The sequence below is a fragment of the Myxococcus sp. AB056 genome (assembly GCF_006547365.1).
GTDB classification, from domain to species: Bacteria; Myxococcota; Myxococcia; order Myxococcales; family Myxococcaceae; genus Myxococcus; species Myxococcus virescens.
Genome location: NZ_VHLB01000137.1, coordinates 1 through 16,523 on the forward strand (window position 1 = coordinate 1; position 16,523 = coordinate 16,523).

General features: G+C 69.5%; 13 protein-coding genes and 1 pseudogene. 6 read left to right on the forward strand and 8 right to left on the reverse strand.

The genetic code is table 11. The features are described from left to right. The first annotated feature begins 8 nt into the window (after nucleotides 1–8). The 3 genes from FMP39_RS34785 to FMP39_RS34795 are packed head-to-tail and all read left to right on the forward strand — an operon-like array spanning nucleotide 9 to nucleotide 3,345. A complete protein-coding gene (locus FMP39_RS34785) occupies nucleotides 9–2,096 on the forward strand; it encodes an ATP-binding protein (protein WP_141594309.1) in 2,088 nt (695 codons plus the stop codon). After that, entirely contained in the window at nucleotides 2,093–2,503 is a 411-nt protein-coding gene (locus tag FMP39_RS34790; RefSeq protein ID WP_141594298.1) for a response regulator, read from the forward strand. The genes FMP39_RS34785 and FMP39_RS34790 overlap by 4 nt, the downstream gene beginning before the upstream one ends. A gap of 8 nt (nucleotides 2,504–2,511) precedes the next feature. Continuing rightward, complete coding sequence (locus FMP39_RS34795) at nucleotides 2,512–3,345, forward strand: GvpL/GvpF family gas vesicle protein (RefSeq protein WP_194858691.1); 834 nt, start codon at nucleotides 2,512–2,514, stop codon at nucleotides 3,343–3,345. On the opposite strand, the gene FMP39_RS34800 is transcribed toward FMP39_RS34795, so the two are convergent. The 5 genes from FMP39_RS34800 to FMP39_RS34820 form a co-directional block, all read right to left on the reverse strand. Continuing rightward, nucleotides 3,334–4,449, reverse strand: coding sequence for a hypothetical protein (locus FMP39_RS34800; protein ID WP_141594300.1), 1,116 nt, complete (start codon nucleotides 4,447–4,449; stop codon nucleotides 3,334–3,336). The genes FMP39_RS34795 and FMP39_RS34800 overlap by 12 nt on opposite strands. Further along, nucleotides 4,446–6,314, reverse strand: a complete 1,869-nt coding sequence (locus FMP39_RS34805; protein ID WP_141594301.1) for a Gldg family protein — start codon at nucleotides 6,312–6,314, stop codon at nucleotides 4,446–4,448. Before FMP39_RS34805 ends, FMP39_RS34800 begins: the two co-directional genes overlap by 4 nt. Continuing rightward, nucleotides 6,311–7,033 carry an ABC transporter permease gene (locus tag FMP39_RS34810; RefSeq protein ID WP_011551659.1) on the reverse strand — a complete coding sequence of 241 codons (723 nt, stop codon included), beginning with the start codon at nucleotides 7,031–7,033 and terminating at the stop codon, nucleotides 6,311–6,313. Before FMP39_RS34810 ends, FMP39_RS34805 begins: the two co-directional genes overlap by 4 nt. Then, complete coding sequence (locus FMP39_RS34815; protein ID WP_141594302.1) at nucleotides 7,030–7,959, reverse strand: ABC transporter ATP-binding protein; 930 nt, start codon at nucleotides 7,957–7,959, stop codon at nucleotides 7,030–7,032. The genes FMP39_RS34810 and FMP39_RS34815 overlap by 4 nt, the downstream gene beginning before the upstream one ends. A gap of 72 nt (nucleotides 7,960–8,031) precedes the next feature. Next, on the reverse strand, nucleotides 8,032–9,453 hold the full coding sequence (locus FMP39_RS34820) for a TIGR01777 family oxidoreductase (protein WP_141594303.1): 1,422 nt from the start codon (nucleotides 9,451–9,453) through the stop codon (nucleotides 8,032–8,034). Nucleotides 9,454–9,484: 31 nt separating this feature from the next. On the opposite strand from FMP39_RS34820, the gene FMP39_RS34825 reads away from it, so the two are divergent. Further along, nucleotides 9,485–10,447, forward strand: coding sequence for an L-threonylcarbamoyladenylate synthase (locus FMP39_RS34825; RefSeq protein WP_141594304.1), 963 nt, complete (start codon nucleotides 9,485–9,487; stop codon nucleotides 10,445–10,447). A gap of 373 nt (nucleotides 10,448–10,820) precedes the next feature. Here FMP39_RS34825 and FMP39_RS34830 read toward each other — a convergent pair whose 3' ends face one another. The 3 genes from FMP39_RS34830 to FMP39_RS34835 all read right to left on the reverse strand — a co-directional run bounded on the left by FMP39_RS34830 (nucleotide 10,821) and on the right by FMP39_RS34835 (nucleotide 15,300). After that, the gene (locus FMP39_RS34830; protein ID WP_141594305.1) at nucleotides 10,821–11,207 is read right to left on the reverse strand and encodes a DUSAM domain-containing protein; all 387 of its coding nucleotides are present in this window, start codon (nucleotides 11,205–11,207) and stop codon (nucleotides 10,821–10,823) included. Between the two features lie 8 nt (nucleotides 11,208–11,215). Beyond that, nucleotides 11,216–11,623: a hypothetical protein gene (locus FMP39_RS37630; protein ID WP_141594306.1), complete on the reverse strand. Its 408-nt coding sequence runs from the start codon at nucleotides 11,621–11,623 to the stop codon at nucleotides 11,216–11,218. A 131-nt stretch (nucleotides 11,624–11,754) separates the two neighbouring features. Then, nucleotides 11,755–15,300 carry a DEAD/DEAH box helicase gene (locus FMP39_RS34835; RefSeq protein ID WP_228558594.1) on the reverse strand — a complete coding sequence of 1,182 codons (3,546 nt, stop codon included), beginning with the start codon at nucleotides 15,298–15,300 and terminating at the stop codon, nucleotides 11,755–11,757. Between the two features lie 184 nt (nucleotides 15,301–15,484). Between FMP39_RS34835 and FMP39_RS34840 the strand changes: the two genes are divergently transcribed. Further along, nucleotides 15,485–16,075 (forward strand): hypothetical protein, encoded by a 591-nt coding sequence (locus tag FMP39_RS34840; protein ID WP_228558595.1) that lies wholly within the window; start codon nucleotides 15,485–15,487, stop codon nucleotides 16,073–16,075. Between the two features lie 48 nt (nucleotides 16,076–16,123). Then, nucleotides 16,124–16,523: pseudogene (locus FMP39_RS38335) on the forward strand (hypothetical protein); the annotation flags it as partial.

A 16,523-nucleotide genomic window follows, 5' to 3' on the forward strand; every position in this document is an offset into this window, starting at 1 on the left:
CCGCCGCACTGCCCACCCCAACCCCCGGGCCAGACGTCGAAGCTCGGCTCGCCCTGGCTGAGCACCTGCTCGCCTGCGACGAGCCACGTCTGTGCGCGCAGCACGTGGTGGCGTGGCTCACCCGCGAGCGGCCGTCGGACGTCGCGGCCTGCCTCGCGCGCGGCAGCGGCACGGAAAAGTGGGTCTGCCTCGCGGCCCGGAACCTATCCGAGGCCCAGCGTGACGCCCTGGCGTTCCAGCCCGGTGAGACCTCCCATCCCCTGGCGGAGACGCTGACGCAGGGGGCGCCTCGCTTCTTCGCCGCCCCCCGGGCCCCGCTGCCGGCCGAGGGATGCATCGCGGTGCCCCTGGGCCGCTCCGGAGCACCCGCCGCGGGCCTGCTGCTGCTGTCCGCGGACGGCCCCACGCTGACGCCGGACGCAGCCTGGGTGAGCGCGCACGTCGGCCCCCGGCTGGCCGCCATGCTGCCCCCGGAGCGCCGCGAGGTGGCGGGCGGCGAGCTGCTCCGCCGCATCATCGACACCGTGGCGGACCCCGTGCTGCTGACGGACCTGGAGGGACGGCCCCACATCGCCAACACCCGCGCGGAGGTGCTGCTGGTGGCCGGGCCGAACGCGAGCGAAGGCCGCCGCCGGGCGACGGAGCTCAATCGGCAGGTGTTCTCCTCCGCGCTGGCCAGCTTCGCCAGCGGTGACACGTCCACCGTACGCCGACGGGAAGTCCCGCTGGTGGACCCGGTGGAGGGAATCGACCTGCTCTTCGAAGTCGTCAGCACGCCCGTACTCGAGCCGGATGGCCGCGAGTCCCTGGTCAGCGTGCTGCGCAACGTGACGGACCTGGGCCGCGCCACCCAGGCGCTGGGTGAGAGCTACCGGCGCCTGCGCGACACGGAGCGGGAGGCCCGCAGCGAGCGTCACCGGCTGGACCGCGTGCTGGACTCCGTGCCAGACCCCATCATCCTGTCCGACCCGGCGGGCGGCATGGTGATGATGAACGGCCCGGCCGAGAAGCTCTTCGCCACACACCCCGACAGTGGGGAAGCGGCGCTGCGGCGGCTGCGCTCCAACAACGCGAGCTTCTCGTCGTTCCTCGCCAACCTGCTGGACGCGGAAGGACGGCCCCGCTGGCGCGGACAGCTCGGGCTGGTGGACCCGGCCACGGGCGCCACGCTCCCCATGGAGGCCGTGGCCAGCAAGGTCCTGGGCGACTCCGGTGAGCTGACGGGCATCGTCACCCTCTTCCACGACCGCAGCGAGGCGCTGGAGAAGGCACGGCTGCTGGAGCGGGTGAAGGAAGGTTCCGTCCACCTGGAGGCGCGCGTGCAGGCTGCCACCGCGGAGCTGGCCGAACAGAACGAGATGCTGCGCCGGCAGGCCATCCAGGTGGAGCAGGCCAGCGCGGCCAAGTCCCAGTTCCTGGCCAATATGTCCCACGAGTTCCGCACGCCGCTCAACGCCATCCTCGGCTACACGAACATGCTGCTGCAGGGCGTGTCCGGCGAACTGAACCCGGCGCAGAAGCGAAACCTCACGCGCATCGACTCCAACGGCAGACACCTGTTGGAAGTCATCAACGAGATTCTGGACATCACCCGCATCGAAGCGGGCCGGATGCCCTTGAACCTGTCGGACTTCGGCATCCCGGAGCTGCTCCAGGAGGTCATGGCGGAGATGGACCCCATCATCGCGCGCAGCAAGCTGACGGTGAGCGCCCACCTCGGCCCGCGCGTGCCGGCTGTGTACAGTGACCGGCAGAAGGTGAAACAAATCGTCCTCAACCTCCTGTCGAATGCGTTGAAGTTCACGCACGAAGGCTCAGTGCAGGTGCAGGCGGAGTACGTGGCTGCTACGTCCACGCTCACCATCTCCGTGACGGACACGGGCATTGGCATCGACCCAGCGAACCAGGAAAAAATCTTCGAGGACTTCCAGCAGGTGGACAGCTCTCCGACCCGGGCCTATGGAGGCACGGGTCTGGGGCTCTCCATCTGCCGTCGCCTGGCTGCCATGCTGGGGGGGCGCGTCACCCTCCAGAGCACCCAGGGCGAGGGTTCGACATTCACCCTGCACTTTCCCCGACGCGCGAGGCGCGCATGACGAACCCATCTGAGACCCCGAAGCCCCTCGTGCTCGTCGTTGACGACTATCAAGATGCCCGGGAGATGTACGCCGAGTACCTGGAGTTCTCGGGCTTCCGCGTCGCCGAGGCCAAGAACGGCCAGGAGGCGCTGGACAAGGCCTTCGAGCTGCGGCCCGACATCATCCTCATGGACCTGTCGCTGCCCATCATGGACGGCTGGGAGGCGACACGGCGGCTGAAGGGCGACGACCGCACGTGCGCCATCCCCGTGGTGGCGCTCACGGGCCATGCGATGACGGGGCAGTCCGACGAAGCCAAGGGCGCGGGCTGCGACTCCTTCGTCACCAAGCCCTGCCTGCCGGACGCGCTGGTGGATGAAGTCCGCCGCGTGCTCGCCACCCACGGAGGCGCATCGGCGAGGTGAAGCGCACCATGTCCCGGACGACACGGCCCCGGAAGGGGGCGGCTCACGGCGACACCCGCACGGCCCAGGCCGCACGGCCTTCGCCCCCCACGGCGGAGACGGTGACGCCCGACGGACTCCGGTATCTCTACGGCATCGTCCGTGCCACCGCGCCCCTGGACGTCGGGCGCATCGGATTGGGCGCTGTTCCCGCGCAGGTGTACGCGGTGAGCGAGGCGGGCCTCACGGCCCTGGTGTCCGTGGCGCCAGGCCGCGTGGTGGACCCGACGCGAGCGCACCTGCTGGGGCACCAGCGCGTCACCGAAACCCTGCTCCGTGAGCACACCGTGCTCCCCGTGGCCTTCGGCACCGTCATGGCGTCCGAGGCCCAGGTACGCGCTGTGCTGCGCACGGCCCATCGCGAACTGTCCGGCGTGCTGGACGCGCTGGAAGGCAAGGTGGAGCTGGGCCTGAAGGTGCTCTGGCACCGCGAGCACCTCGCCCAGCGGTTGGTGCTGGAAGACGCCCAGCTTCACCGGCGCGAAGATGAGCCGGAGGCCGAGCACGAGCGCCGCTTGGAGGCCGCCGTGGAGGACCGCGCCGGGCGTGACATGCGGGCGCTGCTGGAGGGCCTGCGCCCCCGAGCCGCCGCCATGCGCGAGCATCCCCCCGTGGGTGAGCGGATGCTGCTCAACGCGGCCTTCCTCGTCGAGCGGGCCCGGTTGGAGTCCTTCGAGGAGAAGGTCCGCTCCCTGGCCGCGCGCTCGGACACGTACACGTTCCGCTTCACCGGGCCCTGGGCGCCGTACAGCTTCGTGGACGTGCACCTGGGCCTGCGTGACGAGGACGCATCACTTCCCTGAAGCGGTGGACACGGGCGCCGTCACCCGAGCCGCCTCTTCCACCAGCGCGTCCATCCCGGCGTGGAGCCGGGCCCAGCCCGTGGTGTGCTCGGTCCGGGCGTAGAAGCCCCCCTCGCTCTTCACCACCATGACGTGGCCAACGGCCCGGCCCGCGCGCAGGTAGTCCACACGGAAGGACTCCTGCGGCTCGCCCCCGGGAAGCGGCTCGTCGCGGCCGAGCAGGTCCACCGGCATCATCCGCCACACGCGGTCATGCCAGTTGCGCGCGAAGTCGTCCGGCCGCTCCGGTGCGTCCTCCGGCGCCAGGACCACTGGGCCGGGAGCCTTGCCCGTGGCCCGGAAGGCACGGGTGGCGCCACCCGCGCGGATGGTCACCGCGTCGAAGTCTCCCAGGTCGAAGGTGTGCAGCCGGCGGTCCACCAGACGGCTGTTCGCGTTCTCCAGGTCCGGCAGCATCGCCGGGCCCAGCAGGTACACGCGGCCGTCCTCCTCGCTGCGCAGGTACGGCGTCCCCCAGCCGCCCGGAGGCGACGCCAAGGCGAACACACGCGCCTTTCCGGCCACGGTCAGCGTCAGCTTGCGCGGAGACGTGGCCAGGCCGACCTCCTCCAGCTTCTTCGCGTCCAGCTCACCCAGCGCCCGCATGGCGCGCATGGGCGCGAAGCGGGAGAACAGCTTGTCCGCCACCTCGTTGGCGCGCAGCTCGCGCGGCGGTGGTGGTTCCTCGCGCGCGGCCACGGGCGGCTGTCCCGCGGCGGCGCCGGTGCCCGCGTCCGTGCCCACCGCCGCGGTGGCACCGCCCGCGTCCGCCGCCTGAGGAGCCACGCCCGCGTCGGTGGCGCCCGCATTCGCATCGCCGGAGGCCGCCCTGGAGGCCTTGTAGCCCAGACGCACCCAGAGCCGGTCACGCTCACGGGCATCGCGGAACACGTCCACGAAGCGGGAGTCGTCCTCGTAGCGGATGCTATCCAGCGCGCGCGCCGGGACATCCACCACCGTGACTTCCCCCGGGCCCGCGGAGGGCTCGCGCTGCCAGACGACGAACGCTGCAATCAACGCGGCCGCCGCCAGGGCCCCTTGGAGGGCCAGGTCCCGAACCTTCATCGCTCACCTCCCGCCACCGCGGGGCGCGGCGCGCGGCGCCCTCGCCGGCGCGTCGTCACGAAGCCCACCGCCAGCACCAGGGCCGGCCCCAGGAACACCGTCGCGTAGAACCAGAGGACGTCCTGCTCCCGCGTGTGCTGGATGGGCGTGTCTTCCTCCGAGGACACGGCGCCGGAGATGGACTCCTCACCGGTGAGCCACCGCAGCGTGTCCACCGCCAGGTATGCGTTGCCCATGTTGCCCATCAGCAAGTCACTCACCGCGTCCGCGTCCGCCATCACCACGGCGCGCATCGCCTCCTGGCCGGCCGGCGCGGGCTTCTCCACCGCGATGACCAGGGGCCAGGGCCGCCGCATCTCACCCGCGTCCAATGTGAAGTTGCCATTGGCGTCCGCGAAGGTGGCGCCGTGCGCTCGCACTGACACGTCCTGCGCCAGACCTGCCGGCAACGGCTGAATCTGCTCCAGGGCGCCCGCGCTCAGGAAGACGACCGGCGCCTGTCCCGCCAACGACGACAGCGACGTGACGGACGGGTGCGAGGAAAACGTCGCCGTGCCCAGGTTGCCGCGGTCGCTCTGCTGCCGCGCCGTGCGGAAGTACACTTGGTCATTGGCCAGCGGCGTCTTGAGGTACTTCAGGCCCAGGGGCTCCAGCAGCGGCTGGAAGTCCGGTCCCTCCGGCTCCAGCGCCAGCCACAGCCGGCCGCCGCGCGCGGCGTACTCACGCAAGGCATTCAGCTCCTCGGGGAGGAACGCCTGCGTCGGGCCCGCCACCACCACCACGGAGGCGTCACGCGGCACCTCGGTGCCCAGGCCCTCGGAGACACCGAGCGGCCGCACGTCCACGTTCTGCGCGCGCAGCAACTCCTTCAGCTTCTCCACGGACGGGCGGGTCGTCTCGCCCGGCACCGCCCGCGACTCGGCGCGCTCACCGTGGCCGGATGTGAAGTAGACGACCCGACGAGGCCGGGCCACCGTCAGCAGGCGGCGTTGGACCTCCTGGTCCAACCGCTGGAGCTGGCCGCGCGCCCGCTCGACTTCCAGGCCCACCGTGAGCGGCTCCTTCCGGTCGCCGCGCGCCAGGACGATGGTGCCGTTGTTGTGGACGCCCAGCGACCTCGCCCGAGCCGGCTCCACCGCCTGGTCCAGCCGCACCACGTTGAGCAGGCCCGGACTCTCCACCGACAGGTCGCGGAAGTACTGCCCCACCGCTTCGCCCACCTCGTTCGCGGGTGGGAAGAAGAGCGTCACCTGGAGCGGCTCATTGAGCCCGCGAATCACCTTGCGCGTGCCGTCGCCGGGCTTCGCGGTGCGGAAGTAGGACAGGTCCCACGTGACGTCGGCCTGGGTGGCGACGAACATGGACGCGAAGGCGAAGACGAGCACGAAGGCCAGCCCCAGCCCGGAGTACAGCGCGCTGCGGACACGGCCCGTCTCCAGCACGGGTGCGCGCGTCATCGCCGTGGCGGCGACCTCCACCATCGCCAGCGGCAGCAAGCAGCACGCGAGCAACGCCGGGAAGAGCGCCGCCAGCGACACCGCCAGCCGAGGCGCCTTCTGGGACAAGGGACCGCCGAAGAGGCCGGTGCCTACGTCCGATTGGACGAAGTAGAGCCCCAGGGCCAGGAGCCCCACGCCGTACAGACCCGACACCCACGCCTCGACAGCGCGCCGGTCCGCGCTGGCCGACCGCATGCGCGCGAAGCGCCAGCACAGCGCGCCCACCGCCACCGCCACGCCCAGGCCAGACAGGACGGTGCGGCCCGTGCCGATGCCAAAGAGCCGCTCACCGAGGAAGACCGCCAGCAGGCCCGAGACGAAGGCCAGCGTCACGGGGAGTCCCCCGCTCGAAGGACGCGCGCTCATCGCCACCTCCGCGCCTCGAGCACCCGCGTGGCCGCGAACAGCGCCACGTAGGTGACCACGAGGTAGTAGACGACGTCACGCACGTGGATGAGCCCCGCCTGGAACGGCGGGAAGTGCTGATTCCACAGCGACATCGCGCTGAAGACATCCGCCAGCGGCTGCTCGGTGATGCGCGCCAGGAGCCAGCACAGGATGAGGGCCACCAGCATCACCGCGGACGTAATCGCAGCGAGCAACTGGTTGCGCGCCAGCGCCGAGCCGAACGTCCCCACCGCCAGCGACGCGCTGCCCAGCAGCAGCAGACCGAAGTACCCCGCCGCCACGTGCCCGAAGGACACCTTGCCATTCACCATCACCAGCAGCGGCATGTAGACAGTGCACAGGAGGTACAACGCGAGGAAGGCCAGTCCCGCGAGGAACTTGCCCAGGACGATGTCGCGGTCGCGCAGCGGTGACGAGTACAGCAGCGACAGCGTTCCCGTCTGACGCTCCTCGGCCAGCAGGCGCATCGAGATGAACACCGAGGCGACGACGGTGAAGCCGCTCGAGTAATAGAAGAACTGAGACAGCACCTCGGCGGAGCGCTTGCTGGCGCCGCCCAGGGCATACGCGTTGAAGAACAAGCCATTCAACGCGAGGATGACCGCGATGATGACGTAGCCGCTGAGCGTGCGCAGATAGGCGGACAGCTCGCGGCGGGCGATGAGCAGCGCTTTCACGCGCGCGCCTCCTGGCCGTGTGTCAGCCGCAAGAAGATGGATTCGAGCTGACCGGCTCCCTGGTCCAGCCGCAACAACTCCAGGCCCGCGCCCACCACCGCCTGCGCCACCTGGGGCCGCTGGTCGGGCGAGGCCCGCACCGTCAGCGCCACCAGGCCGTCCGACGCGCGGTCCACCTCCACCGCGCCAAAGCGCTGGAGCACCTCCACCGCGCGCGCCTTGTCGCCGCGCACCTCCAGCTCGATGGTGCCCCGGCCGCCCATCTTCGCCGCCAACTCCTCCTCCGTGCCCTGCGCCACCAACATCCCCTTGTGGATGATGAGCAGCCGGTCACACGTCTGGGAGATTTCCGGGAGGATGTGGCTGGAGACGAGCACCGTGTGCGCGCCCTTCAACCCGCGGATGACGTCGCGCATCTCGACAATCTGCCGGGGGTCGAGCCCGCTGGTGGGCTCGTCGAGGATGAGCAGGGCGGGCTTGTGCACCAGCGCCTGCGCCACGCCTACGCGCTGGCGGTAGCCGTGACTGAGTGTGGAGATGAGCTCGCCGTGGACGTCACGCAGGCCCGTCTTCTCCTCGGCCTCGCCCACGCGGCGGGCGGTGTCCCGGGACGTAACGCCGCGAAGCTGCGCGACGTAGGCCAGGTATTCCCCCACCGTCATCTCGTCGTAGAGCGGAGGCACGTCCGGCAGGTAGCCGATGCGCTGGCGGACCTCGTGGGCATTGCTCACCACGTCATGGCCGTCGATGACGACACGCCCCGAGGTCGGCAGCAGCACGCACCCCAGGACCTTCAGCGTCGTCGATTTTCCTGCGCCATTGAGGCCCAGGAAGCCAATAACTTCTCCCTGGCTGATGGTGAAGGCCAGGTCCCGGATCGCCGCGTGCTCACCGTAGTATTTGGTCAGCCCTTCGACCTGAATCATCAGGAGTCCTCTCCCCTTCGAATGCGTCGTTTCTTCTGGCGCAGCGGAGGGGATTGTCAAGCGCCGGACTCGCTAAGAATGGCGGTATTCAGGGCCCTTCGTCGTGCGCCCCAATGTGAAGCGCAGCGCGCTTTCCAGATCGGGAAGGAGGAAGACGAACCCCAGCCGCTGGGCTGCCTGGGGCACGATTCGCGCGCCGTCCAGCAGCGCCTCTTGCCCCATCTGTCCGAAGAGGGTTCGCACCACGGGCGCGGGGACCGGGAAGACGGCCGGACGCCGCAACACCTTGCCCAGCATCCGAGCGAAGTCCGCCTGCCGCACCGCCCCCGGCGCCACGGCGTTGATGGCTCCGCGCGCGGCGTCGGTGAAGACAGAGAAGTGGATGAGCCCGAGCACGTCCTCCAGCGACACCCAGCTCATCCACTGCTGCCCGGAGCCGATGGGCCCGCCGCCTCCCGCGAGGAACGCTGGCAGCATCTTCGCCAGGGCGCCCTCGCGCGCGTCCAGGACGGGGCCGATGCGCAGGTGCACCACGCGGATGCCGGCGGCCTCGGCGGGCGCGGCGGCGGCTTCCCACTCGCGTGATACCTGGGAGAGAAAGCCCTTCCCGTCCGTACTGCTCTCCTCGGTGAGGACTTCGTCGCCGCGGTCCCCGTAGATGCTGCTGCCGCCCGCGGAGACGAGCACCTTCGGCTTGCGCTTCATCCGCGCCAGGGCTTCGGCCAGGGTGCGAGTGCCCTGGGTGCGGCTCTTGAGGATGGCGTCCTTGTACTCGGGGGTCCAACGCTGGCCGGCCACGTTGACGCCCGCGAGGTGCACCACGGCGTCCACGCCTTCGAGTGCGTCGGTGTCCACCTCGCCCTTGTCAGGCGCCCAGGCGACCTCGTTCCGCGAGGAGTCCGCCTTGCCGCGCACCATGCGCTTCACCGTGTGGCCGCCCGTGGTGAGAAAGGGCACCAGCGACGAGCCCACCAGCCCCGAGGCTCCGGTGACGGCGATGGTGAGCGGCCCCTGCCCCGCGAAGGGGGCGTGACGCTTCAAGTCCTCGAGCGTGACGCGGTGGCGGTACGCGAACATCCGCTCCAGGGTGCGCCGGGCGAAGCCTCCGCCGAAGAGGTTGCCCAGGGGGCCTACGGGGAGGACGTATTCCACTTCGTCATCCAGGATGGACGTGCCCGTGGCGGGCTCGGGCCACATCCGGTGGGTGTGGACCCACTTCGCGAAGGGGCCGGACATCTGCGTGTCCTGGAACATGGCGTCTTCGACGTAGGCGGTGTGCTCGGCCACCAGGCGTTGGGGGATGGGGCCCACGCGCATGCGGACGACGACGCGGGCGCCGATGCGGATGCCATCGCCGGTGCGCTCCAGGACCTCCATCCGCTCCCAGGGGGGCGTCAGGCGTTCGAGCGCCCCTTCCCGGGCATGCCAGGCGAAGAGGTCCTTGGCCGTGACGGGCATCCGAGTGCGAGCATCGAAGACGTGCGACTTGCCCATGTTCCCTCCTGCGGCGACAGTGCGGCGGCGCATGATTGCTCCAGAGTCCCTTGAACGCGCGGTGGAATTGCTGCGGCACGGTGGTGTCGTCGCCCTGCCGACGGAAACCGTCTACGGTCTGTCCGCCAACGCGGAGGACGAATTGGCCGTGCGCCGCGTCTTCGCCATCAAGGGCCGCCCCGCCACCCATCCCCTCATCGTCCACATCCCAGGCGTCGAGCACCTGAACACGTGGGCACGTGAAGTCCCAGAGGCCGCACGGAAGCTGGCCGAAGCCTTCTGGCCCGGGCCGTTGACGCTGGTGCTGCCGCGCACGGCGCGGGCCACGGATGCCGTCACGGGTGGGCAGGACACCGTTGCCCTGCGCGTGCCGAATCACCCGGTGGCGCTCGCGGTGCTCCAGAAGCTGGGCGGAGGGCTTGCCGCGCCGAGCGCGAACCGGTTTGGCAAGGTGAGCCCCACCACGGCGGAGCACGTGCGGGAGGACCTGGGCGGAGACGTGGACCTCGTCCTAGATGGAGGCCCGTGCACGGTGGGGGTGGAGTCGACCATCGTGGACTTGAGCTCGAATGAGCCCGCGATTCTCCGGCCCGGAGGTCTGGCGGCGGAGGATGTGGAGCGGGTGCTGGGGCGCAAGGTGCCGGTGAGGACTTCGTCCAAGGTGCGCGTGTCAGGCTCACTGGAATCACACTACGCGCCGCGTGCCGGCGTGGTGCTGACCGAGCCCGGGCAGGCCGTGATGCGCGTCCAGGAACTGCGTGGACAGGGATTGCGCGTGGGGGTACTGGGGCCTGCGAGCCTTGCGTTGCCACCCGATGTGCCGCGCTTCGATGTGCCGGATGAGCCCACGGGTGCCGCTCGCGTGCTGTACGCCCGTCTGCGCGAGGCGGATGCACAGGGGCACGACGTGCTGGTGGCGTGCCTCCCTGCTGAGAGCGGCCTGGGCATCGCGGTCCGCGACAGGCTGTCGCGTGCCGCCGCTCCGCGCGGGTAGCGATTACGCCAAGCAGCATGGGTCTGCCTTTGAAGGTAGCGCATGGGGTAACCGTTCACCGGTCGGTGCTCGCTTGAAGAGGTTGCCGGGCAGCAGACGGCAGGAGCGAGTGCGCTCGACAGTGGCGACCTCGGCGTGACACACCGCCACTCGTGGCGGAACTCCGGCTGGCCCTGCTGGAATGGACCCATCGGTATAACGAGCACTGGCTACTTGAGCGCCGCGACTTCCTTTCGCCGAGTCAGGCCCGGCGGGAGTTGAGGCTGAAGCAAGCGGCCTGAGTATGACCAACCTGGTGTCTCAACAACCCGGTGCGGCACAATGGCTTGGTCCAGCCCAGAGTTGGGCTCCACCTTGCTCTGAGTGGAGAGGTTCAACTGCGTGCAGCCCCCCCGTCATCCAGTGCAGTAAGATTCGCACGCAGAATGTCCTGGTAGTGCGGCACCACTTCCACAACGAGCACGTCGTTCAGCAACTGGCGAGCGCCATCGACGTCACCAGATTCCCGGCAGCGCTCCACTTCAGCCAAGGTGCGCGACAGACGCCGCGAACCATTGCTGATGCGCCTCGCTACCTCCGCCAGCAACTCCTCAGCAGTGGACTCAGACTGTAGCGCTCGCTCCACATCACTGAGGGCGATCCCCACTTGAGGCGCCGTCCTAAGCAGTGTCGAACGTGTCGACTCCGTGAGCGCGAATGGCTCCCCGCGGGCAACACGGCGGGAGAGGTCTCGAACATCGTTCCAGTTCAAGCCATCCATGGCATTCCCTATCGTTGGTAGCAGAGTTCGTACGGCCACTCACGCTGGCCTTCGCAGTTGCGGAAGCACGCGTAGCAGTCTCCGACCCAATACGGCTTCTTCTGGTCCCTGCACCTGACATATGTATCGATACAGTGCTGCTTCCAACCATCGTCTTCGCTGGCATCCTTGACGGTGTGTTTCGCAGCCGCATCCATGCCCGCCATGTGCACGGCAGCCTCCGCCGCTGAGAGTCCGCACGCTTCGGGCACGCCAGGATTGCGCTGGATGCAGCACGACATGCTGTCAGTACAGGCCGCCAGCGCATAAGCGTCATGACTGTCAGCACTGCGCCGGCTGACCGCGCCGCTGGAGCACCCCAGCATCAGCACAGTGAATGCGCATACCACATCAGGGGCAATGACCTGTCCTCGCATGGCTCGCCTGGAAATCACGCTTCAGCACCAAGCAGCAATCTTCCTGGCAAGGTCGTCCATACGTCCTCAAGGTTCGCACCTCGATGCGTGCTTGGGTTCCGGCATCGGTACGCGGGGCCCAACAATCCGAATCAGTGCCGAGTCCGAGGCCCCTCCTCTTCCCCAGGCGGAGCCATCCGCTGGGACAACAGCCCCAGCAACTCCTGGGTCGACAGCCGTCCCGCCGCGTCCTTCCCTTCCAGCACCCCCGCCACCAGCGCGCGCTTGTGCTCGTGCAGCGACAGCATCTGCTCCTCGATGGTCCCCCGCGTCACCAGGCGGTACACCGTCACCGGCCGCTCCTGCCCAATCCGGTGCGCGCGGTCGGAGGCCTGGTCCTCCACGGCGGGGTTCCACCACGGGTCCAGATGAATCACCGTGGTCGCTGCCGTGAGATTCAGTCCGAAGCCACCGGCCTTGAGCGAAATCAGGAACAGCGGCACGTCCCCCTCCTGAAACGCGCGCACCCGCTCTGCCCGAGCCCCCGCGGGCGTCTGCCCATCCAGGTACTCGTAATCAATCCCCTCCGCGTCCAGCACCTCGCGCACCAGCGCCAGGTGGGACGTGAACTGGCTGAATACGAGCGCGCGATGCCCCTCCGCGCGGAGCTCCCGCACCAACTCCATGAACCGCTCCAGCTTGGCCGACTCCAGCTTCGACCCGGCGTCATACAGCCGAGGATGTGAAGCCAGGAGCCGCAGCCGCGTGAGCGCCGCCAGAATCTCGATGCGCCGCTCCTGCTCCTTCATCTTCGGCTTGCGCGTCTCCAAATCCGAGAGCGCCGCCAGCCGCGCGTCCTCGTAAAGCGCCCACTCCTCCGACGAGAGGACAATGGGCACCCGGATGTCCGTCCGAGGCGGAAGCTGCGCCTCCACCTGCGCCTTCGTCCGGCGCAGCAGGAAGGGCTGGAGCACCCGAGCCAGCGCGGGCGCGGCCGTCGGGTCCACGCCCCGCTCAATCGGCGCGGCGAAGCGCGAACGGAATGCCTCCCAGCTCCCGAGCAACCCCGAGAAGACGACTGCGAAGAGACTCCACAGCTCGCCCAGGTGGTTCTCCAGCGGCGTGCCCGACAGCGCGAACTTGAAGTCTCCCTGAAGCGCCCGCGCCGCCCGGAAGCGGTGCGTCGTCGCGTTCTTCAACGTCTGCGCTTCATCGAAGATGATGGTGGAGAAGCGCAGCTTCGACAGCCGCTCGATGTCCCGCGTGAGCAGGCCATAGCTCAACACCAGCACGTCCTTGGGCCCCAGTTGCTCCAACGTCCGGCCCCGGTCCGCCGCGTCCGAGAACAGCGTCATCCGCAGCGACGGCGCGAAGCGCTTCGCCTCGTCCATCCAGTTGAAGGCCACCGACGTCGGCGCCAGCACCAGCGCGGGCCCCAGCTTGCTCCGGTCCAGGAGCACCGTCAGCGCCTGCACCGTCTTGCCCAAGCCCATGTCGTCCGCGAGCACCCCGCCCGCGCCCCACGAAGCCAGCCGCGTCAGCCAGCGGAAGCCCTCCAGTTGGTAATCCCGCAGCGCCGTCTTCAGCCCCGTGGGAACCCGCGGCTTCAGCTCCTTCGCCGCGAAGATGCGCTCCACCAGCGACTGCCACGTCTTGTCCGCCTCCACCTCGGCGCCCGCGTCCTGGAGCGCCGTGAGCGTCTCCACCGCGGAAGGCCCCACCTCCAGGCCATGGCGCGTGGCATGCGCATGGTCCGCCAGCCGCTCCAGGTGCTCCCGCAGCGCGCCTTCAATCTCCACGTAGGACGTCGAGTCCACCTGGACGAAACGTTCCTTCCGCCGCGCCGCATCGAGCAGCCGCGCCAGCTCCACCCGCTCGCCTTCCACGGAGAGCCCACCCAGCACGCCAAACCAGTCCCGCTTCCGCTCCAGGATGACCTTCAGCGCCGGAGGCGCGGCGGCATGGAACAGCCGCACCGGCGCCCCCACCCACTCCAGCTCCGGCTTCGGCGCCAGCTCCACACAGGCCGCGAGCACCGCGAGGCCGCCCTGCGCGCTGGTGAAGCGGAAGGTGAAGGGCAGCTCCTCGGGCTCCGCCGTGTCGAGCGGCAACCGGGCCTGAAGCAACTCCGCCGCGTCGCGCTCCTGAACGAAGTCACGCACCGCGTGCACCGCCCCCGTCCCCCGCCGGACGTGGACGTCGCGCGCCCCCTCTCCAGGAATGAACGTGGGACTGTCCGGCAACGGGCGCGTGCGCAGCTCCACCCGGACCGCCCCGCTCGCATGCGCCTCCATGCGCACCACGGGGGCGTAGCGCAGCGGCACCGACTCCCCCAAGACACTCCGAGGCAGCGCCACCGGCACGCGCAGGGACAGCTTCGACAACTGGTCCAGCAACGCGACGTGGCTCTCCGGCGGAAACGAATTGCCGTGGCGGTTCAGCGCCGTCACCAGCGCGCGGACCTCGGGGCCCGCGTCCAGCACCGTGAGCACCCGCTGGCTGTCATCCCAGATGTAGAGCCCCTCCTCCGGCTGAGCCTTGCGCACCCGCTCCAGCATCGCCGTGGGCAGCATTGCGCCATCCACCCCCGCGCTCACGATGACCACGCCGTCCCGGTCCTCGGCGACGAGCCCGACCTTCACGCGCTCGATGCGCACCAGCAGGTCCGGATTCTCATCCAGGTGGATGCGGGGATGCCCCACCAGTTCGAAGAGCAGCGCACGCGACGCGGGGGCCTCCGACTCCGGCAGCAGCGCCGCCAGGCGCGCGTCCGCCGGCGACAATTGCGAGCCATGGTCCTGCAGCAGCTTGCGCCGGCTCACCTTCGCGCCCGTGCTGCGCTGGCCCTTCTTGTTGCGCTTGTGCACGTAGGCCGCGAGCTCCACGCCGTACCCGTTGATGACGTCCAGCCGCCAGGAGACCTCGCCGCCTCCAGGCCCACCCGGACTGTCGTCAACGGCCCGCTCCAGCGCCCGCAGCGCGCGCTCCCAACCGGGACGGACCAGCTCCTCCAGCTCCTCTCCAAAGGACTCGGACCAGGGCTGGCGCAACCACAGCAACGCCGTGTCGATGGCCGCCAGCAAGTGGACGCAGAACGTCGCGCCACAGGAGCAGTCCCCCGTCACCTCGGTGGGAGCGAAAATCAGCCGGGCCTCGGGAAGGATGAAGCCCGCCTGCGCCCCCACAGGCAGCTCGGAGATGCGCGTCTCGCGGAGTCGGAAGCCCGGAAGCGGGGCGTCGTACTGCATCAGGTCCGGTACCAGCGCGTGCATCGGCCGGGGAGCGACGGAAGCCGGGACGCGCGCACGCAGCGCCAGCAGCAGGCCATGGACGCGGTGCGTGCGGGGCTCGGCGGGCGGCGCGAGCCGCTCCTCGAGCGAAGCCCGTGACGCCTCCGCGCCCAGCCGCTCCGCCTCCACGAAGCGCCAGGCGAGCGTGGGCAGCAGCTCCTTCATCCGGGGAGACGGCATCGCCTCCGTCATCCAACGCGCCAGCGAGTCCGTGCTCAGCAACTCCACGAGCCTTCGGCGGGCGAGCACGGGACGCGCCTGGGGCAGCCAGGCCGCTTCCACCAGTGGCATCAGCACCGCCAGGCTCAGCCGCGACAAGTGCTCGAGCCCCTGCGCCCGCAGCCACGCCAGCGCGTCACGGGTCGTATCGAACAAGGGAGTCACGGGCTTCTCTGGCGGCTCGGACATGCCCCCGCTTCTTCGCAAAGCACGCACGAAACGCAAGCAGACCTGTGACGCGAGGACGCAAGACGGCTGGCTGCCCTCCACGGCCCCGCTCCACTTTCCGTATGTCCCTGCCGATATGGCCGCCCTGGCCGTGGCGTTGTCACCCTACGACACACGTCCCGCGTCCCTTTACGGAGGCCCGCCGATGACGATGCCCCCCGCGTTCGTGAGCATCCTCACGCTGCTCGCACTGGTGGGTTGCACGAACCACCGCCAGACGCTGCTGGAGCGCACGAGCAGCTATGTGGTGTACGACATGCCCGCACGACAGGTCATGAAGGCCGCCGAGGCGATCCTGAGTGAGCGCGGCTATGCCCTGCTCCCCAGCACGGACCCGATGTTCCTCATCACGCCGTGGAAGGTCTCCGGCAACTACGACGTCTTCACCCACTGGTCTCGCGTCTACGTCGAGGGGCACAAGCGTCCCGACGGCCGGTTCACCGTGCGCGCATACCATATGGCCGCCAACATGCCCGCCCGGACGCAGTCGCTGCCGACACCGGAGACGACGACCATGACGACCCCCGAGGAGAAGCAGAACATCATGCCCACGGTCCTGCTCTCCACCGAGCCCGTGCTGGTGCGCTCCGCCAGGCCCAACCTCCGCAGGGACCTCGATCTCGAATGGGCCATCATGGAGCGGCTCGACCCAGACTTCGCCGGACGCGTCAAGACGCAGGTCGACGTGTATCTCGCCCATTCATCCTCGAAGCGGCCGGGTGACGTACTTGAATGACCTCGCCTGCTTCGATATCCCGCGAGGGCTGCCAAGGAGCGTCCCCGCGTGAAGCAAAGCGTGTTTGGTCTGGTCGTCGCCCTGTCACTGACCGCCTGCAAGGAAGAGCCCCGTGGGAAGATGGAGCCCATTCCCCGCCCGCCGGGGATGAAGGACGCTCCGCCTCCCGCGGAAGCCGCTCCCGCGGCTGCCGCGGAGCCCCCCGTGGACCCCTCGAAGGTGGTCCTCCGGTGGAAGCTTGCCCAGGGAGCCCCCACGTCGTACCGGCTCGACATCGAGCGCACCGGCGGCGCGCCCGCCAGCACCGAGGAAGCCGCGCCCCCCAAGCCAGCGCGTCACGGGTCGTATCGAACAAGGGAGTCACGGGCTTCTCTGGCGGCTCGGACATGCCCCCGCTTCTTCGCAAAGCACGCACGAAACGCAAGCAGACCTGTGACGCGAGGACGCA

Bases quoted from the DNA above. Each gene is read 5' to 3' on its own strand.
- FMP39_RS34790 (WP_141594298.1), top strand. From the start codon at position 2,093: ATGACGAACCCATCTGAGACCCCGAAGCCCCTCGTGCTCGTCGTTGAC.
- FMP39_RS34795 (WP_194858691.1), top strand. From the start codon at position 2,512: ATGTCCCGGACGACACGGCCCCGGAAGGGGGCGGCTCACGGCGACACC.
- FMP39_RS34800 (WP_141594300.1), bottom strand. From the start codon at position 4,449: ATGAAGGTTCGGGACCTGGCCCTCCAAGGGGCCCTGGCGGCGGCCGCG.
- FMP39_RS34805 (WP_141594301.1), bottom strand. From the start codon at position 6,314: ATGAGCGCGCGTCCTTCGAGCGGGGGACTCCCCGTGACGCTGGCCTTC.
- FMP39_RS34815 (WP_141594302.1), bottom strand. From the start codon at position 7,959: ATGATTCAGGTCGAAGGGCTGACCAAATACTACGGTGAGCACGCGGCG.
- FMP39_RS34820 (WP_141594303.1), bottom strand. From the start codon at position 9,453: ATGGGCAAGTCGCACGTCTTCGATGCTCGCACTCGGATGCCCGTCACG.
- FMP39_RS34825 (WP_141594304.1), top strand. From the start codon at position 9,485: ATGATTGCTCCAGAGTCCCTTGAACGCGCGGTGGAATTGCTGCGGCAC.
- FMP39_RS34830 (WP_141594305.1), bottom strand. From the start codon at position 11,207: ATGGATGGCTTGAACTGGAACGATGTTCGAGACCTCTCCCGCCGTGTT.
- FMP39_RS37630 (WP_141594306.1), bottom strand. From the start codon at position 11,623: ATGCGAGGACAGGTCATTGCCCCTGATGTGGTATGCGCATTCACTGTG.
- FMP39_RS34835 (WP_228558594.1), bottom strand. From the start codon at position 15,300: ATGTCCGAGCCGCCAGAGAAGCCCGTGACTCCCTTGTTCGATACGACC.
- FMP39_RS34840 (WP_228558595.1), top strand. From the start codon at position 15,485: ATGACGATGCCCCCCGCGTTCGTGAGCATCCTCACGCTGCTCGCACTG.